Raw genomic sequence first — 23857 nt, 5'->3', positions numbered from 1 at the left:
GCATTGCGCAAGCCCTCACGACGAGGGTGAATCCTAGCATGAATTGGCAACTTGATGGTTTTTTAGTTCTTCCGGATGATGCGGACGCCGATCTCTCGATCATACCGGGCGGGCCATGTCCTCGCAGGGCTCGCCGCAGATCAACAGGATTTGCCGACGTGCCCATTGTTCCCGAAGGAATTTTCAGGGACAGTTTGAACCTCCCGATCCCCGCCGTGAGAGGCATCGCCGAAATGCCCCGGTCCGGCGCGGCGCGAACGCGCCGCAGGGTCGTGACAGACGGCGCTGAATCGGCTATGCGGTCCCAAACGCCAGATCAGGAGCGCAAAGATGGCCGAACACAAGCATGGCAGCATGGACAGCAAGGTTCATGAAAAGACCTTCGACGGGTTCATCCGTTTCGCGACATGGGGCGCGGCCATTTCCATCGGCGTGCTGATCTTCCTCGCGCTTGCGAACGCCTGATCGGCCGGTTCGGACTGTGATACTGCGCAATCTCGCACTCTGTCTCATCCTTCCGCTGGCGTTAGCCGCCTGCGGCGCCGAGCCTGTATGGGCGCCGGATGAGGCGGTTCAGCGTGCCCGGTTCGTCTGGGAAGAGCCGACCTCAATCACGCTCTATACCGTCGTTCGCAAGAAGGGCGGCGAGGGCGCGCATTCCGGTCTTCTGATCAATGCCAGCCAGCGGGTGATATTCGACCCGGCCGGCACGTGGCATCACCCCTGGGCGCCCGAACGGAACGATCTGCATTACGGCATGACCGAGAAGATGCGGAAGTTCTACATCGACTACCATGCCCGCGAAACCTATGACGTGATCGAACAGAAGATCTATGTCAGCCCGGAAGTGGCCGAGGCGGCGCTGCGGCGGGCCGAGAGCTATGGCGCGGTCAACAAGGCATTCTGCGGCAATTCGGTCAGCGATATCGTGCGTGGCCTGCCCGGTTTCGAAGGCGTGCCGCGCACGTTCTTCCCCAACCGGATCCGCCGGGCGTTTTCGGAGATTCCGGGCGTAACCGAGAAGCTGCACGAAGACGGCGATCCGGATAACAATTCCGGCGTGCTTCTGGTTCAGAAGGGACAGTTGCCCGAAACCTGATTGGGCACCCTCTATTCAGTCGAAAATTCCCGCGACCCGGCCGAGCAGCATGAAGGCGCGCGCGGTGCGGGTTTCGGCAAGCGCTGCAATCTCCTGATCGGTGGCGGTTTTCTCGAACCCGGCGAAGGTCTTGTCGAACTGGCGCAGGAAGTGATGCGCCGCGTCGCGGAAGATCGTGTCCTGACGCATCCGTCCCGCAGTCAGGGCAAGGCTCGACCGGTCGCGGACGCCGCCCAGTGCCGCAATGGGGCGGCCGCGTTCGCCTTGTGCGAAACGGCGCCACAGTTCGGGACGGGCGCGGTCGGGTTTCAGGTCGTCCATGTAGATCCCGTCCTGGCTGAGCAGCGTCAGCGTGTCCTGAGCGGCGCGGATCAGCTTGGCCATGGCATGATCTTCGAGTGCCGCACGCAGGGCGCGAAAGCCGTCCTTGTCGGTTGGGCTGTCTGGGAAGTTCAGGGCCTTGATGAAGTCGGCGGACGGGACCGGTGCGGCGGTCAACCCGGCCTCGGGACCGAAGGCAAGCGCAGGTTGTTCCTCCTCAGGGGCGGTTTGTGTGGCTGCGGGGAGGAGCGTGGCCGGTTTCATCCCGGCGTCGCGGCTTGAGGTGAAGGTCACGACCGCAGATTCGGTCTGACGGGTCGCCATGGCGATCTCGTCCAGTCGCTTTTCCATCGAAGGCCGGGCGACGCTGGCCTGCGCCTGATTGATATAGGCGTGGCGCATGGAGTCGATTGCGGCCTGCAGCCTCCGCGATTCCGAACGCATCTGGCGCGCGGTCCTGAGCGTGATCGCTGCGACCCAGATCAGTGCAACCGGAAGCGCGATCGCGACGAGGACCATGAGCGATCCGAGCGGTCCGTCCGTGCCCGTCCCGCGTCCGACAAAAAACCAGAACGCACCGGCCATGGCGAGCCAAAGACAGCTCACGACAATCGCGATAATGTCGCCCGATGACATCCCGTCTTCGCTTTCGGGACGCACGAACAGGCCAACGCCCATCGCGCTACCGCCCGTATCGGGCTGTTTTTCTTCCGTCATGCTGCTGTCCTCCGCGCCGGATTCAGACGTATCGGATGGTCAGAACTTCGTAACTCTTGTCGCCGCCGGGGGTGCGCACCTCGACACTGTCGCCTTCGTCCTTGCCGATAAGCGCCCGGGCGAGTGGCGACTTGATGTTGAGAAGGCCGCGTTCGATATCGGCCTCGGCCTCGCCGACGATCTGATAGGTCTTTTCCTCGTCGCTATCCTCGTCGACAAGCGTCACGGTCGCGCCGAACTTGATCGCACCGGAAAGTCTCGCGGTGTCGATCACGTCGGCCCGCGACAGCATCGCCTCGATTTCCTTGATGCGGCCTTCGACAAAACTCTGTTTTTCGCGGGCGGCGTGATATTCGGCGTTTTCCGACAGATCGCCATGTTCGCGTGCCTCGGCAATGGCCTTGATCACGGCGGGACGTTCCACCGATTTGAGGTTTTTCAGTTCGAGATCGAGCGCGGTGTGCCCCGCGCGGGTCATCGGTATCTTTTCCATTTCTGCCCGTACGCCAACAATGGCCCCAAAATTGCCTCGTTTATTCGCGACACAGGCTTGTAAACCCGGTATGCGGCTGCGGAGTCAATAGCCGCTTACCTCGGTGCGCGACGGGTTGCGAAGATTGCGGAATAAACCTTCATGGTGAGACGTTGAAGCTCTATTTCCGATTTGTCCTCTGTTACTTGCTGTTCGCGGTCGGGGTGACGGCCCTGATCCGGCCGATCGGGGCGGATCTTGCAGTTCAGGCCTTTGCCGCGACTGCCGCGTTCGGCCAAAAACTTGCATCGGCCATGCTAAGAGTGGTTCCGTTTTTGCTGCTCGCCTTGCTCGTGATCGGCTGGCGCCGGGCGATGCCCAGCCTCGGTTCAGTCCTCTATGCCGTGTTCGGTAGCATCCTGTTGCAGGTCGCATTCTCGTTTCTGAAATCTTCGATTCCACTGATTGTACCGTTCTATGCCGATCGTCTGCTTGCGGATTTTGATCGCTGGATACATGGCGGATACGATCCCTGGGTGCTTGCGCATCAATGGACGGCGGGATTGCCGGTCGACCAGCTTGTGCCCGTTTACCTGTGGGTCTGGGCGATTCCGGCGGTCGCGTTTCCAGTGATCGTCGCGGTGACTGAAACGCATTGGGAACGGGCAGCGCGTTTCACAATACTGTACATTGCCTGCTGGCTCGTCCTTGGCAATTTGCTTGCTCTGGCTGCGTCTTCGGTCGGACCGGTCTACTATGACGCACTCATCGGCGGCGACAGGTTCGGGCATCTGCGGGATGCGCTGGAGAGTTCTGGCATATCGTCCAGCCTGGTCGGGATGGTGCAGGAGAAGCTCTGGTCTTCCTATGCCGAACAGAACATGGCGCTGGGTCTCGGGATTTCAGCCTTCCCAAGCGTTCATGTCGGCGTCGCGACGCTGGCGGCGCTCTACATGGCCGAACGCAGCCGCTGGCTGGTCCTGCCCGGCCTTGTTTTCGTTGCCCTCACGTTCTTCCTTTCGGTCTACACGGGCTACCACTACGCCGTGGACGGATACTTCTCGATGCTGTTCATGTATGGGCTGTGGTATGCGCTGCGTCGCGTGACGATTACGGAACTGGACTGGCCAGGACTGCGCGTCGCGCGGAACCGGATGCCGGTTGCATCGCGATAGAAGCCTACTGCCGCACGTGGCGGCAATGTTCCAGTTTTTGCCGCTTCTGACGCCTCATTTCCGCCGGGCACCACCTATTGTCCGCCCCGAAAACAGGGCAGGCTGCCGCGCCGTTATGGCGCGTGGCGTCATTATTGCGTCCGGCCGCCCGGTAGGCTAACGATCTTGCGCGTTGAAAGCGGGCGCGAGCAGGTGCGGCGAAAGGGAGAGACGATGGCCGAGATCGAACGGGAATCGATGGAATATGACGTTGTGATCGTCGGTGCGGGCCCCGCAGGCCTTTCGGCCGCGATCCGGCTGAAGCAGCTTGATGCCGACCTGAATGTCGTCGTTCTGGAAAAAGGGTCCGAGGTTGGCGCCCATATCCTGTCGGGCGCGGTTCTGGACACTGCCGGTCTCGACGCGCTGATCCCTGACTGGAAAGACAAGGGCGCGCCGATCAAGACAGAGGTCAAGCAGGACAATTTCTACATCCTCGGTCCCGCGGGTCAGGTCCGCATCCCGAACTGGCCGATGCCGCCCCTGATGAACAACCATGGCAAATACATCGTCTCCATGGCCAATGTCTGCCGCTGGATGGCCGAACAGGCCGAAGGCCTTGGCGTGGAGATTTTCCCCGGCTTCGCAGCCTCTGAACTCGTCTACGGCGAGAACGGTGAGGTTAAGGGCGTCGTCGCGGGCGTCATGGGCCTGAACGCGGACGGCACCCCGGGCCCGAACTATGAGCCGGGCATGGAGTTGCACGGCAAATACGTCTTCATCTGCGAAGGCGTGCGCGGTTCGCTTGCCAAGGAAATTATCGCGAAATACGACCTGTCGAAAGGTCACTGCCCGCAGAAATTCGGCCTTGGCATGAAGGAAATCTGGGAGATTGACCCGGCCAAGCACAAGGAAGGCACCGTTACCCATACGATGGGCTGGCCGCTTGGCGGCAATGCGGGTGGCGGGTCCTTCATCTACCACCTGGAGAACAATCAGGTCTATGTCGGCTTCGTGGTGCACCTGAACTACCAGAACCCGCACCTCTATCCCTACATGGAATTCCAGCGTTTCAAGCATCACCCGATGGTGGCCGAGCTTCTGAAGGGCGGTAAGCGCGTGGCCTATGGCGCCCGCGCGATCAGCGAGGGCGGCTGGCAGTCGATTCCGAAGGTCGTAGCGCCGGGCGTTGCGCTTCTGGGGTGCTCCGCCGGTCTGGTGAACGTGCCGCGCATCAAGGGCAATCACAATGCGATGCTTTCGGGTAAGGCTGCGGCGGAGGCTGCCCATGCGGCCATCGCGGCTGGCCGGCAGGGCGATGAGCTGGCGGCATATGAGACCGACCTGCGTTCCGGCCCTATCGCCAAGGACCTGAAGAAGGTCCGCAACGTCAAGCCGATGTGGTCGCGCTGGGGGATGATTCCGTCGCTGGTTCTCGGTGGCTTGGATATGTGGACCAACAACCTCTTCGGTCTTTCGCTCTTCGGCACGCTGAAGCACGGCAAGACCGATGCTGCCGCGACCGGCGAAGCGTCGAAATTCCCCAAGATCGACTATCCGAAGCCCGATGGGGTCCTGTCGTTCGACCGGCTGACCAACGTGTCCTTCGCGGCGACGAACCATGAGGAAAGCCAGCCCTGCCACCTGCGGCTGAAGGACGAATCTGTTCCGATCTCGGTCAACCTGCCGAAGTTCGACGAACCGGCGCAGCGCTACTGCCCGGCGGGCGTCTATGAGGTGCTGGACGGCGAGGGCGGCCCGCGGTTCCAGATCAACTTCCAGAACTGCGTCCACTGCAAGACCTGCGACATCAAGGACCCGAGCCAGAACATCAACTGGACGACGCCGCAGGGCGGTGACGGGCCGAACTATCCGAATATGTAACAATCCCGGCATAAAATATCCTGCGGGGCGTCGGCAGCGGCGCCCCGCATTGCTTTGGGCGGTTGGCCGCACTAGGTTCAGGCGATGCCCCCGCTCAGGAGCCTTTCGTGACCAAACTGCGCCCGCTTTCCCTGATCCTTGCCCTCGGTCTCGGCCTTGGCACAACGGCGCCCGTTCTTGCGCGTGACGGGTTGGCGGGGCCTTATCTGGCCGGGCGGCTTGCGAGCCGGGAATCGGATTACCGGACGGCTGCCGACTTCTTCATCAGGGCGCTGGTCTCCGATCCGACCAACCCGGCGTTGCTGGAAAACGCGGTGGTCGCCCAGATCGGCCGGGGCACGGTCGAAAAGGCGCTGCCGAGCGTCGAGGCGATGGGCAAACTTGGGGCCGAAAGCCAGTTTGCGGATCTGGTGGTTCTGGCCGACTTTGCCCGCAAGGGCGAGTTCGAGGCGGCCGTGGCCGCACTCGAAGCGGGTCGCAGCTCTGGCCCGCTGGTCGATGGTCTTTACCGCGCCTGGGCGCTTGTCGGAATGGGCCGGATGTCAGAGGCGACGGTCGCTTTCGACGAGGTGGCCAACGGTCAGGGCACACGGATATTCGGGCTTTATCACAAGGCACTGGCCCTGGCTTCGGTTGGTGATTTCGAGGGCGCCGATCACATCTTTTCCGGCGAGGAAGGCGGCCCGTTGCGCGCTACCAAGCGCGGTGTCATCGCCCATTCGCAGGTCCTCAGCCAGCTGGAGCGCAACGCCGATGCGATCGAACTGATCGACGCGACCTTTGGCGAGGGTGGCGAGGCGACCATCGCCGATCTCAGGGCGCGGCTTGCCGCTGGCGAAACACTGCCCTTCGCGCTTGTCGACGGCGCGACCGGTGGCGTGGCCGAGGTGTTTTACACCGTGGCCTCTGCGCTTCAGGTCGAATCGACCGACCACATCACGCTCGCCTATGCCCGCATGGCCGAATACATTGCGCCCGATGATGCCGATGCGGTCCTCCTCTGCGCCGAGATTCTTGAGGCGCAGGGGCAATATGAACTCGCGACCGAAGCCTTTGACCGCATCCCGCGCGAAAACCCGGCCTTCCTGTCGGCCGAACTTGGCCGGGCGGATGCGCTGATCGCCGGTGACCGCGTCGATGCCGCGATCGAGGTGCTGAAGCAGCTTGCCAAGGATCGTGCCGACCGGCCCGATATTTGGTCGGCTCTGGGCGATACCTATCGGCGTCAGGAACGCTATGGCGAGGCCGCCGACGCCTATGACAAGGCCATCGGTGCCCTGACAGGCGAGGAGCGCGGGCAGTGGATCGTCTACTATACCCGCGCCATCGCCAATGAGCGCCAGAAGAACTGGGACAAGGCGGAGGCCGATTTCCGCAAGGCGCTCGAATTGAATCCCGACCAGCCTTCGGTGCTGAACTACCTCGGCTACTCCTATCTGGAGCGGAAGGAGAACTACGACGAGGCGTTGTCGATGATCGAGCGCGCTGTTGCCGCACGCCCTGATGACGGTGCCATCGTCGACAGTCTCGGCTGGGCGCTCTATCGCCTTGGCCGCTATGACGAGGCGGTTGGGCATATGGAAAAGGCGGTCGAACTGATGCCGGTCGATCCGGTCGTCAACGACCATCTGGGCGATGTCTATTGGGCCGTCGACCGCAAGCGCGAAGCCGAGTTCCAGTGGAAACGCGCGCTGTCGTTCGAACCCGATACCGAGGAAGAGGCCGCGCGCATCCGTCGCAAGCTGGAAATCGGGCTGGATGCTGTCCTGCAGGAAGAAGGTTCCGAACCGCTCGCCGTCACCAAGAATGGAAACTAGGGTTTTTGCGCCGGCCAAGGTGAACCTTGCGCTGCATGTTACCGGGCAGCGGGCTGATGGCTACCATCTGCTCGACAGTCTCGTCGTGTTTGCGCGTGTCGGGGATGAAGTCCGGGCGGCGCAGGACGAGACACTCCGGCTTCATATTGTGGGATCGGAAGCGGCGGGGCTGAGTGCCGGAGAGGATAATCTGGTGCTGCGGGCCGCACGGGTATTTTCGTCCGATCGGGGTGCGGCGATCATGCTGGCCAAGAACCTGCCGGTGGCGTCGGGCATTGGCGGCGGTTCGGCTGATGCCGCGGCGACGCTGCAGGCGCTGGCGCGGCTTTGGGACATGCCCCTGCCGTCGATGGACGCGGCCATCGCTTTGGGGGCCGATGTGCCGGTGTGCCTGAACGGTCCCACGCCACAGCGGATGCGCGGCATCGGCGAACAGCTTGACCCCTTCCGCGGCCTGCCGGGGCCTCTGGCAATGGTGCTGGTCAATCCGCGTGAAGCCGTGTCGACGCCCGAAGTTTTCAAGGCGCTGTCCCGCAAGGATAATCCGCCGCTGGAAGAGGTGAATGACGGGTTCGGCACGATTGCCGGTTTCGTCACGTGGCTGAAGCGTCAGCGCAACGATCTGGAAGCCCCCGCCATTGCGAAGGTGCCGGTGATCGGCGAGGTCCTTCGGGCGCTGTCGGAGGATGGATGCCTGATAGCGCGGATGTCAGGCTCCGGCGCCACCTGTTTCGGGCTTTATGACAGTCAGGATGCGGCACTGGGCGCGGCCCGGCGCTTGCGCCAAACCTATCCGGGCTGGTGGATCCGCGAAACTGTCGCGATCACCTGACGCGTGCGACGACGTAGTCCGCAAGGTCGCGCAGCATGTCGCGCAGGTTGTGTGCGGGTAAGGCATCAAGCGCGGCTTTGGCCTCGGCAGCCCAGCGCAACGCCTCTTCCCGCGTCGCCTCCATCGTGCCGTGGCGCGCCATCAGCGACATGGCGTGTTCCAGATCGCCCTCGCGCTGGTCGCCCTTTTCGATCACCCTGCGCCAGAAGTCGCGTTCCTCGGCCGAGGCCTGCGCCACGGCCTTGATCACGGGCATGGTCAGCTTGCGTTCGCGAAAGTCGTCGCCGGTATTCTTGCCGATGACGCTGCTCGTGCCGCCGTAATCGAGAAGGTCGTCGACGATCTGGAAGGCGATGCCAAGCGCGTCGCCATAGGTGAAGAACGCTTTCACCTGTTCTTCGGGCGCGCCCGCGATGACGCCGCCGACCTCGGTCGCGGCCGAGAACAGCGCCGCCGTCTTGCCGCGGACCACCTTCATGTAGATGGCCTCGTCGGTGCGCAGGTCCTGTGCGGCGGAAAGCTGCAACACTTCGCCTTCGGCGATCGTGGCCGAGGCGTTCGACAGGATGTCGAGGACGCGGAGCGACCCGGTTTCGACCATCAGCTGGAAGGACCGGGAAAAGAGGTAGTCGCCAACCAGAACCGAGGACTTGTTGTCCCACAGGAGATTCGCCGTCGGTCGCCCGCGCCGTTGTGCGCTTTCATCGACCACGTCGTCATGCAGAAGCGTCGCGGTATGGATGAACTCCACCGTCGCGGCCAGCCGGACATGGTGGTCGCCCTGATAACCCAGCATCCGCGCCGCCGCGAGCGTCAGCATCGGGCGCAACCGCTTGCCGCCGGCCTCGACCAGATGGGCGGTTACCTCGGGGATACGGGGGGCATGTTCCGATGCCATGCGCTGACGGATCAACGTATTCACGGCATCCATGTCGCCAGCCAGATAGGCGGCGAGAGCGTCGATCGGTTTTTGCACAGCCCGGTCCAGACTCATCCTTGTCTCTTGTTCTCTCGACAAAGCCTAGGCCATGTCGTTTAAGTCTTGGAATATGAAAGAGCTTCTCAGAACCAATGACCCGACACTGATCGCATTCGTGACCGCTCTTCTCGACGATGAGGGTATAACGAGCTTTCAGATGGACGTCCACATGAGCGTGCTGGAAGGTTCCATAGGCATTTTGCCGCGCCGGTTGATGGTTGTAGATCGCGATCTGTTTCTGGCCAAGTCGATCCTGAAGGAAAACGGGATCGAGGCGGGCGACTGAGATGTTCGCCGAAAACGAGCTGACTTGCGACGGATTCCTGGGGGGGCGGTTGCGGATCTGGCAGCCGGTCGCGGGATATCGCGCCGCGATGGACCCGGTCCTTCTGGCAGCGGCGGTTCCGGCGCGTGCCGGGCAAAGCATTCTGGAACTGGGTTGCGGAGCGGGCGTGGCGAGCCTTTGCCTCGGCGCGCGCGTTGCCGCGTTGAAACTGACCGGTCTGGAACTCCAGCCGGGCTATGCCGCGCTGGCGCGGCGCAATGCCGAAGCCAACGGACAGAACGTCACTGTGTTTGAGGGCGATCTTGACGCGCCGCCACCTGGTCTGCGCGCGCTCAGCTTCGACCATGTCATTGCGAACCCTCCGTATTTCGCGACCCGGGACGGGACGCCCGCCGCCGATGCCGGACGCGAGCGTGCGCAGCGTGAGGCGACGCCGCTTGCCACATGGATGGATGCAGCAACCCGCCGCCTGTGCCCCGGCGGTCATCTGACGGTCATTCAGGCGGCCGAACGCCTGCCCGACCTGATACGAGCGCTGGATGACCGGGTCGGAGAGATGTCAGTGCTGCCTGTCGCGCCGCGCATCGGCCGGCCTGCCGGGCGGGTCATCCTGCGGGCGCGCAAGGGCGTGCGTGGCGCGTTCCGGCTGCTGCCACCCTTCATCCTGCATGAAGGGGCAGAGCATCTGCGCGACGGTGACGATCTGACCGGGGCCGCACGCGCGATTTTGCGGGATGGTGCGGGGCTCGAGTTGCCGCGCTGACGTCCGACGGCAGAGTTTCGCCGCCCACCCGGCCTTTTCATCAAATTCTTTTCCCTTCGGGCGTGACACGACTCGCCGATTGTGATGGGATTGTGACAGAGTCCACAGGAGAGGAGACGTCTATGTCGCTTGGTTCGCACCTGCAGGAGCTTCAGAAAAAGCACCAACATCTTTCGGAAGCCGTGGAAGAGGCGCAACGCCATCCCGGTTACGACGACCTCGCCATCGCCGACATGAAAAAGCAGAAACTGCGTCTCAAGGAAGAAATCGCGCGGCTTAGCCAGCACTAGATCGCTTACGACCTATCCAAGAATACCTGACCAAGCCGTGACCCCCGTGAGTTCGGCGTCGAACATTGTCGGACGCGGTGTAACGTCGAGGCTTGATGTTCAGTTTGATGGGAGCCACGGATGATGTGAAATCCTGTTTCTCACGTCCATGACAGCAAGAAAGCCGACCCCGAGAGGTCGGCTTTCTTGTTTTCAATGATCGCGTTCCTCAGCTGAAGAACTGCGCGCCGTTGGCCGAGATGGTCGAGCCGTTGATGAACTGCGCGTCGTCCGAGGCAAGGAAGGCCACGCAGCGCGCGATTTCTTCAGGTTCGCCCAAACGGCCGGCGGGGATCTGCGCGATGATCGATTCACGTACCTTCTCGGGCACCGCCATCACCATCTCGGTGGCGATATAGCCGGGGCAGACGGCATTCGCGGTGATCCCGGCGCGGGCGCCTTCCTGTGCGAGGCTGCGCACGATGCCGATGTCGCCAGCCTTGGTGGCGGCATAGTTGACCTGCGCGAACTGGCCCTTCTGACCGTTCACCGAGGAAATGACGATGACACGGCCGAACTTGCGCTCACGCATGCCAGGCCAGACGGGGTGGACGGTGTTGAAAACGCCGGTCAGGTTGGTGTCGATGACCTGCTGCCACTGCTCGGGGCTCATCTTGTGGAATGGCGCGTCGCGGGTGATACCGGCATTGGCGACGACGACGTCGATCGGGCCGAGATCGGCTTCGACCTTCGCGATGCCCGCCTTCGAAGCCTCATAGTCGGCCACGTTCCATTTGTAGGTCGGGATGCCGGTTTCCTTGGTAAAAGCGGAAGCGGCCTCGTCGTTGCCGGCATAGTTGGCCGCAACCTTATAGCCCGCGTTCTTCAGGGCGGTAGAGATCGCGGCGCCAATGCCGCGTGACCCGCCGGTGACCAGAGCTACTCTCGACATGATTCCTCCTATGGTGCGAGCGTGATTGAAAGTCTGTTACCGAAACGAACTCGCGGGCGCAACATTATTGCGCCCGCGTTTTTCGCATTTGCAGAAAAAGTTGGGCTCAGGGGCGTTCCAGGCACATGGCGACGCCCATGCCGCCGCCGATGCAGAGCGTGGCAAGGCCCTTCTTCGCACCCGAACGTTTCATTTCGAAGAGAAGGGTGTTGAGGATACGCGCGCCCGAAGCGCCGATCGGATGACCGATTGCGATGGCGCCGCCGTTGACGTTGACCTTGGCCGGATCCCAGCCCATGTCCTTGTTCACCGCGCAGGCCTGTGCCGCGAAGGCCTCGTTCGCCTCGACCAGATCGAGGTCGCTGGCCTTCCAGCCCGCCTTTTCCAGCGCCTTGCGGCTGGCATGGATCGGGCCGACGCCCATGATCGAGGGGTCAAGACCGGCGGTCGCGTAAGAGGCGATACGGGCAAGCGGGGTCAGGCCGCGCTTTTCCGCCTCATCGGCCGACATCAGCAGAACGGCGGCGGCGCCGTCGTTGATGCCGGACGCATTGCCCGCCGTGACGCTGCCCTCCTTGGAGAAGGCCGGTCGCAGCTTCTGCATGCTCTCCAGCGTGGCGCCGTGACGGATGTATTCGTCCTGATCGACGATGATGTCGCCCTTGCGGGTCTTCACGGTGAAGGCCGCGATTTCATCGGCGAACTTGCCTGCCTTTTGCGCTGCTTCGGCCTTGTTTTGCGAGGCAAGCGCGAATTCGTCCTGCATCTCGCGGCTGATCTGCCATTTCTCGGCGACGTTCTCGGCCGTGGTGCCCATGTGGTAGCCGTTGAAGGCGTCCCAGAGGCCGTCCTTGATCATCGAGTCGATGAACTTCATGTCGCCCATTTTCTGGCCCGCGCGCAGATGCGCGACATGAGGGGAGAGAGACATGTTTTCCTGCCCGCCGGCGGCGACGATGGCCGCGTCACCCAGTTGGATATGCTGGGCGGCGAGCGCCACGGTGCGCAGGCCAGATCCGCAGACCTGGTTGATCGACCAGGCCGAGCTTTCGATCGGCAGACCGGCATTGATATGCGCCTGACGGGCGGGGTTCTGGCCCTGACCGCCGGTCAGGACCTGACCGAGGATCGTCTCCGATACTTCCGATTTGTCGATGCCTGCGCGGGCGACGACGGCCTCCAGCACGGCGGCGCCCAGATCATGGGCTGGCGTATTGGCAAAAGCGCCGTTGAAGCTGCCGACAGCGGTGCGTGCGGCAGAGACGATTACTACATTGGTCATGCCTCGGTCCTCATTCTGGGCGATTCTCATCCTGATGAAGGCCTGAATAGCACTTCGGACGCTGCTCTGCAGCATCATGATTGTTTCCCGAAGGTCAAGGCGTTTTGAAAGATTATTTCGCGACCGCGTCAGGCGGACGGACCCCGCCCGCCTTTTCGGACCAGAACGCGTCCGGCATGCTTCAGGGCAGATATCAAGCGCTCTTTTGGACCTGTGGCATCTTCCATGGTGGAACGACTGTGGGCGCGTCGTAATAGTAGCCCTGAAGACAATCCATGCCGATGGCGCTCAGCCAGGCGGCGTCGCGCGCTGTCTCGACCGATTCGGCGACGGCGAACATGTCGAAATGATGCGCGATGGAGAGAAGCGCCTGTGTCAGCACCTGATTGTCGGGGTTGTCGGCGACCCCCCGGATGAACTGGCCGTCGATCTTCAGGATGTCGAAATAGAACTCCCTCAGATACCGGAACGAGGTGAAACCGGCCCCGAAATCGTCGAGCGCGAAGGCGATCCCCTCAGCCTGAAGATCGGACATGAAGACCGAGACGATATCGGGCATGACCATGGCCGAGCTTTCGGTGATCTCCAGGATCAGCCGTTCCGCCACGGTCGCATCGCCCCTGATCCCGTTCCGCAGCGTCCGCATCCAGCGGGGATAGGCGATGGAGCGCGCAGACATGTTGATGGCAAGCCTGAGCGTCGGATCGCGTTTCAGAGAATTCAGCCCCATATCAAGCGCCAGGCAATCGATGATGCGGCCAAGCTCCTGCGTTTCGATGGTCTCGATGAAGTCCTTGGCCGGGATGATCCGCCCGGTTTCGTCGAGAAGCCGGATCAGACCTTCGTAAAAGGCGGGCCGGTCGGGATGCGAGGCCTGAATCACCGGCTGAAACGCCAGCATCACGTCGCGTTTGTCAACCGCGCGGCGGACCATCGCCATCGTCTCGCGGTCGCGCAGCCCGATTGCGGCGTTGAGCGGGCTTTCCTGCGCGGGGTCTCTTGGATCGTGTTTCGGTCTGCCCCTCTCCTGCATCGGAAATCTCCTCTCGGTCCCGGGACAGATTGGAACGAACGCGCTAAGAAGCGGTAAACGGATGCGGTCTTGTGTGTTGCCGGGAGGAAAAGCGCCGATGGAAGAACGTTGCGGCTGGTGCGGTGATGACCCGATCTACACCGATTACCACGATCACGAATGGGGCGTACCCGAATACGATGCGCGGGCGCTTTGGGAAAAGCTCATCCTCGACGGGTTTCAGGCCGGGCTGAGCTGGATCACGATCCTGAAGAAGCGTGACAATTTCCGCGCGGCCTTTGACGGGTTCCGGCCCGAGGTCATCGCCCGGTGGGACGAGGCGGATGTGACCCGGCTTCTCGGCGATCCCGGCATCATCCGGTCGCGTGCGAAGATCGAGGCGACGATCGGCAATGCGCGTGCTTATCTGAAAATCGCCGAGGCCGAGGGGTTCGATCAGTTCCTATGGCGCTATATGGACGGCAGGCCGCAACAGAACCGTTTCCGGACACTCGCCGATGTGCCCGCCAGAACGCCCCTGTCCGAGCAGATATCGAAAGACCTGAAGAAGCAGGGGTTTCGCTTCTGCGGCCCGGTCATCACCTATGCGTTCATGCAAGCCGTCGGCATGGTCAACGACCACCTCGTCACCTGTCCTGCGCATGAACGGGTGGCGCGCCTAGGCTGAACTACGGCGGCGATTCTATTCGGATGCAACGAGCGCCCCGATGATTGCACGTGCGCTGTCGCTGTTCCATTCGGCGTCCCCCGACATCCGCGCGATCTCGCGCCCCTCGGGGTCGAGGATCACGCTGACCGGCAGGCCCAGAACCCCCATCTCGCGCGACAGCGTCAGCTTCGGGTCGAGCAGGATCGGAAGGCTTTCGACGCCCACTTCCGCAAACAGCCGCTCGATCGCGGGCACCGGGTTGCGGCCGGTGGCGATGGTCACGACCTCGAACCTCTCGCCGCCGAAATCGCGGTTCAGCGCGTCGAGTGCGGGCAGTTCCTTGCGGCAGGGCGCGCACCAGGTCGCCCAGAAATTCACCAGCACGTATTTGCCCTGCCAATCCGCCAGAGAATGCTCAGCGCCCGTTACGTCGGTGAAAGTTGTGGACGGGACCTCTGTCGGTTCGGCCACGAAGGCCAGCTTTTTCATTGATCCGTCGCGCAATGCTTCCAGTTCTGCCGTGCCCGCCAAGGCGGCATTTGCACCAAGGGCAAGGGCCGTGTAGAGGACGGCGGCAGAGATGAAACGCATATAAGCCTCCGGGGGCGTGACCATGACCGACAAGACCCAGAATGCGATGTGGGGCGGGCGTTTCGCCGATGGGCCCGACGCGATCATGGAGGCGATCAACGCCTCGATCAGCTTCGACCAGCGGCTTTATGCCCAGGACATCGCAGGGTCCCGTGCCCATGCGGCGATGCTGGCCGCACAAGGCATCATAAGCGATAAAGATGCCGAAGCCATTCGGGAAGGCCTGCTCACGGTCTTGTCAGAGATCGAGACCGGAAACTTCGCCTTTTCGACCGCACTTGAAGACATCCACATGAATGTCGAGGCGCGGCTGAAAGAAATCATCGGCGAACCGGCCGGGCGGCTTCACACCGCGCGGAGCCGCAACGATCAGGTCGCGACCGACTTCCGGCTCTGGGTCCGGGACCGCTGCGATGAGGCTGTCGGCAAACTGTCGGCATTGTGTATGGCACTTGTCGGGCAGGCAGAGGCCGGGGCCGATTGGGTCATGCCCGGCTTCACCCATCTTCAGACCGCCCAGCCGGTGACCTGGGGCCATCACATGCTGGCCTATGTCGAGATGTTTTCGCGCGATATCGGCCGGTTCACTGATGCCCGGAAGCGGATGAACGAATGCCCGCTCGGCGCCGCCGCGCTCGCCGGCACCTCCTTCCCGATCGACCGGCACGCAACAGCGGCGGCTTTGGGCTTTGACCGGCCCGCGGCCAATTCGCTCGACGCGGTCTCCGACCGCGACTTCGCGCTGGAATTCCTCGCCGCCGCGTCGATCTGCGCGATGCACCTGTCGCGCTTTGCCGAGGAACTGGTGATCTGGTCCTCGGCCCAGTTCCGCTTCGTGGCCTTGTCCGACCGCTTCTCGACCGGCTCCTCGATCATGCCGCAGAAGAAGAACCCCGACGCCGCCGAACTGATCCGTGCCAAGGTCGGGCGGATCATGGGAGCGAATGTCGGGTTGATGATGGTGATGAAGGGCCTGCCGCTGACCTATTCCAAGGATATGCAGGAGGACAAGGAACAGGTCTTCGACGCCGCCGACAATCTGATGCTGGCGCTCGCCGCGATGGACGGCATGGTGCGCGATATGAGTGCCAACCGCACCAATCTGGAAGCCGCCGCGTCGTCGGGCTTTTCCACCGCGACCGACCTTGCCGACTGGCTGGTGCGGGCGCTGGGCTTGCCGTTCCGCGACGCCCATCACGTCACTGGCAGCCTTGTCGCCATGGCCGAGAAGAAGGGCTGCGACCTGCCCGAGCTGAGCCTTGCCGAGATGCAGTCCGCCCATCCCGGGATCACCGACGAGGTCTATTCTGTCCTCGGCGTCCACAACTCCGTCGCCTCGCGCCAGAGCTTTGGTGGCACCGCCCCCGATCAGGTCCGTGCCCGCATCGTCGAGTGGAAGTCGCGGCTGGCATGAGGGTACTGGTCGGCGTTATGGTTGCTTTGGGCTTTCTCACAGCCTGCACGCAACCGCGCGCCAATATCGGCGCCCGTGCAACGCCCGACGGCGTGAAGGTGACGCCGTCGATTTCAACCTCCATCGCCGGTATCGGCCTGACAGTGACCCCATGATGATCCGTTTGAGCCTCAGCCTTATCCTCGCCGCCACCCTTGCCGCCTGCGGGGCCGATGGCGAACCCACACCGCCTGCCCAGACCGGCGTCACGGTCACGGGTCAGGTTCAGGTCGGCGTCGGCGGCAGCCTCTGATCCTCCGCCGGAGGCAAACCGCACGAAGTGCCAGAAGGCTTGCGCGCGACGCGCGCTCAACTGGATCAGACCACGTCAGTCCAGCGTGCGGCGGAACCGGAGGAGCGCGAGCGTGGCAAAGACCGTTACGAAAACGACCAACGCCGCCATGGGCTGCGCGACGCCCGCATGGTCCGAACCTTTCAGCATCACCGCCCGGATCAGCCGCAGGAAATGCGTCAGCGGGAAGATTTCACCCAGTACCTGCGCCCATTGCGGCATGCCGCGATAGGGGAACATGAAGCCCGACAGAAGGAGCGAGGGCAGGAAGAAGAAGAACGTGAGCTGCATCGCCTGCATCTGTGTCCGCGAGGCGGTCGAGATGAGGTAGCCGAGGATCACAAGCGAGGCGACGAAGATGAAGACGCCCGCGAGCAAGAGCGGCAGGGCGCCGACGAAGGGCACGTCGAAGATCAGTTTCGCGGCGATCAGAACCACCGCGACCTGCACCGCGCCGACGCCGAGATAGGGCAGGACCTTGCCCAGCATGATCTCGATGGGTGTCGCGGGCATGGAGAGTAGGTTCTCCATCGTTCCGCGTTCGACCTCGCGCGTCAGCGCCATGGAGGTCATCATCACCATGGTCATCTGCAGGATGACGCCCAGCAGGCCCGGCACGATATTGTACTGGGTGATGCCTTCGGGGTTGTAGCGCTTGTGGACCGTCACCTGAAGCTGGCGGGCGGCGTCCGATGCCGCCTCGGCCTCGGTTCCGCGTTCGCGCAACAGCGCCTCGGCCGCGACCGTGCCAAGGGTGGAGATGGCGCCGGAGGCGACAGCGGGGTCGGTCGCGTCGGCTTCGATCAGGATCTGCGGATAATCGCCGCGTTCGACCCGGCGGCCGAAATCGGAAGGAACGGTGACGACGAAGGCGACGTCGCCCTTTGTTATCAGCTGTTCGGCCTCGGCCGCGGAGGCGGCGGGATGGGTGAAGCGGTAATAGCCGGTCAGTTCCAAAGCCGAGACGATGGCGCGGCTGTAGCGATCCTGCGTGGGCGCTACGAGGGCTGCGGGCAGGCCCTTGGGATCGGAATTGATCGCGAAGCCGAAGAGGATGAGCTGGATCAGCGGAATGCCCAGCATCATTGCGAAGGTGATCCGGTCGCGCCGCATCTGGATCAATTCCTTGGCGAGAAGCGCGGCGAGGCGGCGGATGGAGAAGAAGCGGTTCATCCCATATTGTCCTTTGCGTCGCCCATGAGTTGGATGAAGACGTCCTCAAGGCTGGTCTCGGCCGGGTGCAGCCGCGTGCCCGTCTCCGCCGCCACCCGCTCCACCGATTGCAAAAGCGCCGCTCCGTCGCGGCCGACGACATGCAACGTCGCGCCGAAGGGGGCGATCTGATCCACGCCTGCCGCGCCCTTCAGCCGCCGCGCGGCCCCGGTCAGGTCATCGCCCTCCAGAACCACGGTCGTCAGCCCGGCATTGTGGACCACCTCGGCGACGGTGCCCTTTGCCACGAGCTTGCCGTAAGAAATGTAGTTGATCCGGTGGCAGCGCTCGGCCTCGTCCATATAGTGGGTGGAAACAAGGACGGTCAGCCCGTCCGCCGCAAGGCGGTGGATCTCGTCCCAGAACTCCCGCCGCGCCTTGGGGTCGACCCCGGCGGTGGGTTCATCCAGCATCAGGAGTTTCGGCGCATGCATGATGCAGGCGGCAAGCGCGAGGCGCTGTTTCCAGCCGCCCGACAGGGATCCGGCCAGTTGATGCCGCCGCGCGGTCAGGCCGAGATCGGCGAGCGTGTCGGCCACGTATTTTCGCGCGGGCGAAAGGCCATAGAGACCGGCGACGAAATTCAGGTTCTCCTCGATCGTCAGATCTTCGTAGAACGAAAAGCGCTGGGTCATGTAGCCGACCTCACGCTTGATCGCCCGGCCCGCGCGGCGGATGTCGTGGCCAAGGACACGGCCCTCGCCCGCATCGGGGGTCAGGAGCCCGCACATCAGCCGGATCGTCGTGGTCTTGCCCGAACCGTTGGGGCCGAGAAACCCGGCAATCTCGCCCTTGCGGACGGTCAGCGTCACGTCGTCCACCACCGCGCGACCGCCATAACGTTTGGTCAGGCCCCGGACCTCGATGGCGGGCGCGGCACTCATCCCGCATCCCCCGGCAGGTCGACATCGACGATCTGGCCCGGTTTCAGCCCACCTTCGCTGTCGGGCCGGGCTTCGATCAGGTAGACGAGCTTCTGCCGGTTTTCGAGCGAATAAATGACGGGTGGCGTGTATTCCGGCGCGTCGGCGACATAGGTGACGGTGGCGGTCAGCCCCGCGCCGCAGCCATCGCAATGGACGGAAAGGGCGGTGCCCTGAGAAATGGCGGAAATGGCTGTTTCGGGGACGTAGAGCCGGAGTTTCACCGCGCCATCGGGCAGAAGCGACAGAACCGGCGCAGAGGGCCCGGCCAGTTCGCCCGGTGTGCGGATGACATCGTGGATCAGCCCGGGGGCGGGGGCGATCAGGCGGCGTTTGTCGAGATTCCATTCGGCGCGTTCGCGCGCGGCCCGCGCGCCTTCGACACCGGCCTCGGCGGCGGCGATTTCCTGCGCGCGGGCGGGAAGGCGGGCGACGGTCAGGTTCGCCTCTGCCTCGGCCACCTTGGCACGGGCAACCATCGCGGCGGTTGCAGCATCTTCGGCCTGCGTTGCCGTCGTCGCCCCGCGTTCTGCAAGGCTCTGTAACCGTTCGGCGGCGCGGTCGGCCTCATCAGCCTGCGCCCTGGCCGAGGCAAGCGTGGCCTCGATCACCCGGATTTCCTCCGGGCGGCGGCCTTCGCGCAGATTGGCGAGCTGGCTTTCGGCCTGTGCAAGCGCCGCCGTCGCTTCGGAAAGTGCAATCTCGGCATCCCGGCGTTCCATGTCGACCAGAACGCCGCCCGCCTCCACCCGGTCGCCGCGCGCCACGGAAAGGGTTTCGATCTGGGCGGTGGCGACTGGCGCGATCAGTACATATTCGCCTTCCACATAGCCGGTAGCGAAAGGCGGGGGCGGCGAGCAGGCCGAGAAGAGGGCCGATAGGATCGGCACGGCACAGATGGCGGCGCTCATGTCAGACGCTCCCGTTCAAGTATGGATTTGAGGTTTGCGGCAAGGAGATCGGCAATCTGGGACGCCTCTGCCACGCCCGGATCGTTCCAGCCGAGGCGGCGCGCGACGATGGGGCGGCCGATGCGGAAATAAAGCACCTGGCCGATCAGCGAAAAGACGGTGAGTTTGGTGATCTCGCTTTCCGCCTCCTGACCGGTCGCGATGGCCCAAAGCGCGCAGAAGCGACGGTGCATCGGTTCGATCATCGCGGCATAGACCGTGTCGAGGACGGGGCCGCCTTCGCCCACCTCGCGCAGCATGAAGGGGATCAGCGGTTCCGCCTCGCGCGAGGCGATGACGAAACGGGCCATGGCGCGCAGGATCATTTCCATCTGCAGTTCGGCGGTTTCAGGTGTGTCGGGCTGGGGCAGGGCACTGGCATTCAGCACCGCGCCGATACGCCGCGCGACCTCTGCCCCGCAAGCCTGTCTTAGTCCGTCCTTGGAGCCGAAATGATAGGCGATGGAGGCGATATTGGCCTGCGCCTCGGCCGCAAGCTCGCGGGTTGAAGTAGCGGCAAAACCCTTTTGGCCGAAGAGTTTCAGTCCAGCGGCGATCAGGTCCGCAGCAGTGCCTTCGGGGGCTTTGGGCAGATTGGTCATGTGGTTCCCAAGCTAGATCGGTTTTTGATTTTAATCAATCGTTTGATTAAATACAAGGCGACTCTGCGTGATTGCGGTTCCCGAGCGGCGGGTATCGCCCTTTCTGTACCAGCCAAGCAGTGAAATTTCGGACGATCTGCAAACCGTCCCGGATGGCGGGGAATTCTGGCGCCGGCCCGCCAGACCTAGATTTCTGGCATCCGTCGGCCAGCCGGCCCGACAGCAACAGAAAGGACCATCCCATGCCATTCGGCTTCGTCACCAAAACCATTCATTCCTGGCTCGACTATCCGGTCGCGGCCGCGCTCATGATCCTGCCCGTCGTGCTGGGGCTCGGCGAGAGCAATCCCGCCGCACTCTGGCTGTCGATCTTGACCGGCATCGCTGCGCTGATCCTGACGATCTTCACCGATCATCAGACCGGACTGATCCGGGTGCTGCCCTACCGGGTGCATATGGCGGTCGACCTTGCGGTCGGGCTGACCTTCCTTGCCGCACCGTTCCTGTTCGGTTTCACCGGGCTGGACGCGGCGTTTTACTGGCTGAACGGGCTGGCGGTCGTTGCAGTGATCGGCCTGCACAAGCCCGAACCGGGTCCCAGCGCGGCGTGATCCGTTCAGGACCCGGTAGCGCGTCCCGGGCCGGGTCCGTCCGCCGGTCCGGGACGCGTATCAGATATCTTGTTTCGCAAGCCAGTTGATCACGCCCGAACGGACATTGGTCACGCCCGCCTCGCATTCCGCCTCGATCACCGCGCGCAGTTCCTTGAGGTCCACGCGACGGATCAGGTGCTTCACCGGGCCGATGGAGGCGGGGCGCATGGACAGCGTGCGGAAACCGATGGCGGCAAGGGTCAGAGCCTCGATCGGGCGGCCCGCATCCTCGCCGCAGAAGGACAGCTCGGTGCGGGTTTCGGCGCAGCGATCAACGATATGGCAGAGGAAATGCAGGAAACTTGCATTCAGCATGTCATAGCGCCGCCGCACGGTTTCATTTTCGCGATCCGCGGCGAAGAAAAACTGTTTCAGGTCATTGCCGCCGACCGAGATGAAATCGGCCGTCTCGAAAAACTCTTTCGGCGCGTAGGCGAGCGACGGGGTTTCCAGCATCGCGCCGATTTCCAGTGCGCCGGGCAGCTTGTGTCCCAGCCGACGCTCGCGCTCCACCTCGTCCTTCAGCATCTGGCGGGCGGTGCGGAACTCCTCGTACTCGGCGACAAAGGGGAACATGATCGACATCGGCCGGCCGTTCGCGGCGCGCAACAGCGCCTGCAACTGCATCCGCATGATGCCGGGCTTGTCGAGTGCCACGCGGATCGCGCGCCAGCCCATCGCGGGGTTCGGCTCCTCCACCCGCTTCATATAGGGCAGCACCTTGTCCGAGCCGATATCGAGCGTGCGGAAGACGACGCGCTTGCCGTGGGCGGCATCCATGACGCCGGAATAGATCTGCGCAAGCTCCGCGCGCTTGGGCACATGATTGCGGATGAGGAACTGCAATTCGGTGCGGAAAAGACCGACGCCTTCGGCCCCCGACCCCGCAAGCGAGGGCAGATCGGCCATGAGCCCCGCATTCATATGGAGCGAAATCGTGGTGCCGCATTTCGCGGTCGCAGGCTTGTCGCGAAGCGAGGCGTAGCGCGTCTGCGCCTTGGCCTGCATCGCGATCTTGTCGCGAAAGGCGGCGGCGACGGTTTCCTCGGGGCGCAGGTGTACGACGCCCTGATCGCCGTCGACAAGGATCGGGTCGCCGTTCAGCGCCTCGGTGATGATCCGTTCGGCGTGGATCACAAGGGGAATGGCGAGCGCGCGGGCGACGATGGCGGCATGCGAGCCGACGGCCCCTTCCTCCAGCACGATGCCCTTCAGGCGGCGGCCATAGTCGAGGAGTTCCGCCGGGCCGATATTCCGGGCGACAAGGATCGGGTCCTCGGGCATCTCGGCACCCGTATCGGCGCCTTGTCCGGTCAGGATGCGCAGGAGCCGGTTCGACAGGTCGTCGAGGTCATGCAGCCGGTCGCGCAGGTAGGGGTCGGGCACCGTTTCCAGCCGCGCGCGGGCGGCCGATTGTTCCTTTTCCACCGCCGCCTCGGCGGAAAGACCCGCCGCGATGTCTTCCTCCATCCGCCGCATCCAGCCGCGCGAATTGGCGAACATCCGGTAGGCTTCCAGAACCTGGCTTTGTTCCTTGTCCTGCCCGTCGGTCATGGTCAGCATCGCATCGACCGAGATACGCAGCCGGTCGACCGCCTCTTTCAGCCGCTCCAGTTCCGCCGCCGGGTCGTCGGACACGAGGTTGGTGATGACGACGCGGGGTTCGTGCAGCCAGACATGGCCCTCCGCCGCACCCTCCTGCCCGGTGCCGCCCCGGAACATCACCGGTTGCTGGTGCAAAGCCGCCAGCGCCTCGCCCTCGCCGACGAAGGCGCCAAGCTCGGTCATCTCGGCGACGACCATGGCCACAACCTCCAAAGCGTAGACCTCATCATCGGAAAAGGCGCGGGCCTCTTTCGACTGGACGACGAGGACGCCGAGTTTTTCACCCAGCCGCTGGATCGGCACGCCGAGGAAGGAGGAAAAGATTTCCTCGCCGGTTTCCGGCATGTAGCGGAAGCCTTTTTCGGCAGGTGCATTGGCGGTGTTGATCGGGGACGACGCCTTGGCGACGCGGCCTACAAGGCCCTCGCCCAGCCGCATCCGGGTCTGGTGGACGGATTCGGGATTAAGACCCTCTGTTGCGCAGAGTTCCAGCGTCTCGTCATCGCGAAAGAGATAGATCGAACAGACCTCGGTCCGCATCGAATCGGCGATGAGATGGGTGATGCGGTCCAGTCGTTCCTGACCGGCCCCGGCCTCGGCAAGGGTGTCGCGCAAACGCCGAAGAAGCTTGCGGCTTTCGCTTTCCGTGCGATCTGGCATCACCCGTCCCGGTCTTTACTCATGCTCTCTATAGGGGGGAAGCGCCCGAAAAGGAAACTGGATTTGCTCTGGGCGGGGCGGCAGGGCGGTACCCTGTACGACCGATCCGATGCCAAATCTGGCGAGCAGAGCGCCGATGCCGAGAAACAAGGCGATGCCTGAACCCAACTGAGGTATGGGTTCGATTTGTCAGCATTGCTAAAATTCTGGTGCAGGACACAAAACTGACCCCTGCCACCACCACGACACAAAAATCGCTACGAATAAAAAATGCGGCTGGGTTTCGCTCTGAACACCTAGGCTAAGTTTCACAGCTACGCTTGGCCTAGTTGGACTTGCCCGAGAAAAGTGGAGAGCACCAACTGAGGAACCAGGAGGTGTTCTATGGGAAACGGAAACAGACCGAC

The 23857-nt window shown here is 63.2% G+C and carries 26 protein-coding genes; 14 read left to right on the top strand and 12 right to left on the bottom strand.

From position 1 onward, the window contains the following. Positions 1–330: 330 nt before the first annotated feature. Together QKW60_RS17395 and QKW60_RS17390 are read left to right on the top strand one after the other, a co-directional pair. Positions 331–465, top strand: a complete 135-nt coding sequence (locus QKW60_RS17395; protein ID WP_282370544.1) for an aa3-type cytochrome c oxidase subunit IV — start codon at positions 331–333, stop codon at positions 463–465. Positions 466–487: 22 nt separating this feature from the next. Continuing rightward, positions 488–1099, top strand: a complete 612-nt coding sequence (locus tag QKW60_RS17390) for a hypothetical protein (protein ID WP_282370832.1) — start codon at positions 488–490, stop codon at positions 1097–1099. A gap of 15 nt (positions 1100–1114) precedes the next feature. Here the strand turns inward: QKW60_RS17390 and QKW60_RS17385 are convergent, their stop codons facing one another. Together QKW60_RS17385 and greA are read right to left on the bottom strand one after the other, a co-directional pair. Continuing rightward, entirely contained in the window at positions 1115–2137 is a 1023-nt protein-coding gene (locus QKW60_RS17385) for a hypothetical protein (protein ID WP_282370542.1), read from the bottom strand. A gap of 22 nt (positions 2138–2159) precedes the next feature. Beyond that, entirely contained in the window at positions 2160–2630 is a 471-nt protein-coding gene (gene greA, locus QKW60_RS17380) for a transcription elongation factor GreA (RefSeq protein WP_282370541.1), read from the bottom strand. Positions 2631–2782: 152 nt separating this feature from the next. Between greA and QKW60_RS17375 the strand changes: the two genes are divergently transcribed. From QKW60_RS17375 to QKW60_RS17360, 4 genes are all read left to right on the top strand, one after another. Further along, positions 2783–3784, top strand: coding sequence for a phosphatase PAP2 family protein (locus QKW60_RS17375; RefSeq protein ID WP_282370539.1), 1002 nt, complete (start codon positions 2783–2785; stop codon positions 3782–3784). 213 nt (positions 3785–3997) lie between these two features. Beyond that, the gene (locus tag QKW60_RS17370) at positions 3998–5647 is read left to right on the top strand and encodes an electron transfer flavoprotein-ubiquinone oxidoreductase (RefSeq protein ID WP_282370537.1); all 1650 of its coding nucleotides are present in this window, start codon (positions 3998–4000) and stop codon (positions 5645–5647) included. A gap of 107 nt (positions 5648–5754) precedes the next feature. After that, the gene (locus QKW60_RS17365; protein WP_282370533.1) at positions 5755–7464 is read left to right on the top strand and encodes a tetratricopeptide repeat protein; all 1710 of its coding nucleotides are present in this window, start codon (positions 5755–5757) and stop codon (positions 7462–7464) included. Beyond that, entirely contained in the window at positions 7454–8296 is an 843-nt protein-coding gene (locus tag QKW60_RS17360) for a 4-(cytidine 5'-diphospho)-2-C-methyl-D-erythritol kinase (RefSeq protein WP_282370531.1), read from the top strand. Before QKW60_RS17365 ends, QKW60_RS17360 begins: the two co-directional genes overlap by 11 nt. On the opposite strand, the gene QKW60_RS17355 is transcribed toward QKW60_RS17360, so the two are convergent. Continuing rightward, positions 8289–9290 carry a polyprenyl synthetase family protein gene (locus tag QKW60_RS17355; protein ID WP_282370529.1) on the bottom strand — a complete coding sequence of 334 codons (1002 nt, stop codon included), beginning with the start codon at positions 9288–9290 and terminating at the stop codon, positions 8289–8291. The genes QKW60_RS17360 and QKW60_RS17355 overlap by 8 nt on opposite strands. Before the next feature lie 55 nt (positions 9291–9345). Here QKW60_RS17355 and QKW60_RS17350 point away from each other — a divergent pair, with 55 nt between their 5' ends. The 3 genes from QKW60_RS17350 to QKW60_RS17340 all read left to right on the top strand — a co-directional run bounded on the left by QKW60_RS17350 (position 9346) and on the right by QKW60_RS17340 (position 10614). Next, positions 9346–9561, top strand: coding sequence for a putative signal transducing protein (locus QKW60_RS17350; RefSeq protein WP_282370831.1), 216 nt, complete (start codon positions 9346–9348; stop codon positions 9559–9561). Position 9562: 1 nt separating this feature from the next. After that, a complete protein-coding gene (locus QKW60_RS17345; RefSeq protein WP_282370527.1) occupies positions 9563–10324 on the top strand; it encodes a tRNA1(Val) (adenine(37)-N6)-methyltransferase in 762 nt (253 codons plus the stop codon). Between the two features lie 122 nt (positions 10325–10446). Then, the gene (locus QKW60_RS17340) at positions 10447–10614 is read left to right on the top strand and encodes a YdcH family protein (protein ID WP_282370525.1); all 168 of its coding nucleotides are present in this window, start codon (positions 10447–10449) and stop codon (positions 10612–10614) included. A 208-nt stretch (positions 10615–10822) separates the two neighbouring features. Here QKW60_RS17340 and phbB read toward each other — a convergent pair whose 3' ends face one another. From phbB to QKW60_RS17325, 3 genes are all read right to left on the bottom strand, one after another. After that, complete coding sequence (gene phbB, locus QKW60_RS17335; RefSeq protein ID WP_282370522.1) at positions 10823–11545, bottom strand: acetoacetyl-CoA reductase; 723 nt, start codon at positions 11543–11545, stop codon at positions 10823–10825. 106 nt (positions 11546–11651) lie between these two features. After that, positions 11652–12827, bottom strand: coding sequence for an acetyl-CoA C-acetyltransferase (locus tag QKW60_RS17330; RefSeq protein ID WP_263741347.1), 1176 nt, complete (start codon positions 12825–12827; stop codon positions 11652–11654). Between the two features lie 193 nt (positions 12828–13020). Further along, positions 13021–13860 (bottom strand): EAL domain-containing protein, encoded by an 840-nt coding sequence (locus QKW60_RS17325; RefSeq protein WP_282370517.1) that lies wholly within the window; start codon positions 13858–13860, stop codon positions 13021–13023. A gap of 97 nt (positions 13861–13957) precedes the next feature. Here QKW60_RS17325 and QKW60_RS17320 point away from each other — a divergent pair, with 97 nt between their 5' ends. Then, the gene (locus QKW60_RS17320; RefSeq protein WP_282370515.1) at positions 13958–14527 is read left to right on the top strand and encodes a DNA-3-methyladenine glycosylase I; all 570 of its coding nucleotides are present in this window, start codon (positions 13958–13960) and stop codon (positions 14525–14527) included. 15 nt (positions 14528–14542) lie between these two features. Here the strand turns inward: QKW60_RS17320 and QKW60_RS17315 are convergent, their stop codons facing one another. Then, positions 14543–15100, bottom strand: a complete 558-nt coding sequence (locus tag QKW60_RS17315; RefSeq protein ID WP_282370514.1) for a TlpA family protein disulfide reductase — start codon at positions 15098–15100, stop codon at positions 14543–14545. Between the two features lie 22 nt (positions 15101–15122). On the opposite strand from QKW60_RS17315, the gene argH reads away from it, so the two are divergent. From argH to QKW60_RS17300, 3 genes are read left to right on the top strand one after another with little or no spacing between them, the layout of a single operon-like run. Then, positions 15123–16514 carry an argininosuccinate lyase gene (argH, locus tag QKW60_RS17310; RefSeq protein ID WP_282370512.1) on the top strand — a complete coding sequence of 464 codons (1392 nt, stop codon included), beginning with the start codon at positions 15123–15125 and terminating at the stop codon, positions 16512–16514. Further along, a complete protein-coding gene (locus tag QKW60_RS17305; protein ID WP_282370510.1) occupies positions 16511–16669 on the top strand; it encodes a hypothetical protein in 159 nt (52 codons plus the stop codon). The genes argH and QKW60_RS17305 overlap by 4 nt, the downstream gene beginning before the upstream one ends. Further along, positions 16669–16806: an argininosuccinate lyase gene (locus tag QKW60_RS17300; RefSeq protein ID WP_282370509.1), complete on the top strand. Its 138-nt coding sequence runs from the start codon at positions 16669–16671 to the stop codon at positions 16804–16806. Before QKW60_RS17305 ends, QKW60_RS17300 begins: the two co-directional genes overlap by 1 nt. 75 nt (positions 16807–16881) lie before the next feature. On the opposite strand, the gene QKW60_RS17295 is transcribed toward QKW60_RS17300, so the two are convergent. The 4 genes from QKW60_RS17295 to QKW60_RS17280 are packed head-to-tail and all read right to left on the bottom strand — an operon-like array spanning position 16882 to position 20532. Then, positions 16882–18018 carry an ABC transporter permease gene (locus QKW60_RS17295; protein ID WP_282370508.1) on the bottom strand — a complete coding sequence of 379 codons (1137 nt, stop codon included), beginning with the start codon at positions 18016–18018 and terminating at the stop codon, positions 16882–16884. Continuing rightward, positions 18015–18941, bottom strand: coding sequence for an ABC transporter ATP-binding protein (locus tag QKW60_RS17290; protein ID WP_282370507.1), 927 nt, complete (start codon positions 18939–18941; stop codon positions 18015–18017). Before QKW60_RS17290 ends, QKW60_RS17295 begins: the two co-directional genes overlap by 4 nt. After that, positions 18938–19891, bottom strand: a complete 954-nt coding sequence (locus QKW60_RS17285) for an HlyD family secretion protein (protein WP_282370506.1) — start codon at positions 19889–19891, stop codon at positions 18938–18940. The genes QKW60_RS17290 and QKW60_RS17285 overlap by 4 nt, the downstream gene beginning before the upstream one ends. Next, positions 19888–20532 (bottom strand): CerR family C-terminal domain-containing protein, encoded by a 645-nt coding sequence (locus tag QKW60_RS17280; protein ID WP_282370504.1) that lies wholly within the window; start codon positions 20530–20532, stop codon positions 19888–19890. The genes QKW60_RS17285 and QKW60_RS17280 overlap by 4 nt, the downstream gene beginning before the upstream one ends. A gap of 242 nt (positions 20533–20774) precedes the next feature. Between QKW60_RS17280 and QKW60_RS17275 the strand changes: the two genes are divergently transcribed. Beyond that, positions 20775–21143, top strand: coding sequence for an SPW repeat domain-containing protein (locus tag QKW60_RS17275; protein WP_282370502.1), 369 nt, complete (start codon positions 20775–20777; stop codon positions 21141–21143). A 60-nt stretch (positions 21144–21203) separates the two neighbouring features. Here QKW60_RS17275 and ptsP read toward each other — a convergent pair whose 3' ends face one another. Beyond that, a complete protein-coding gene (gene ptsP, locus QKW60_RS17270; protein ID WP_282370501.1) occupies positions 21204–23450 on the bottom strand; it encodes a phosphoenolpyruvate--protein phosphotransferase in 2247 nt (748 codons plus the stop codon). Positions 23451–23857 lie beyond the last annotated feature (407 nt).

This window comes from Albidovulum aestuarii, from assembly GCF_029961185.1.
GTDB classification, from domain to species: Bacteria; Pseudomonadota; Alphaproteobacteria; order Rhodobacterales; family Rhodobacteraceae; genus Albidovulum; species Albidovulum aestuarii.
Note: the sequence above shows the minus strand (reverse complement) of the source record. Positions and strands in the feature narration are given on the sequence as shown.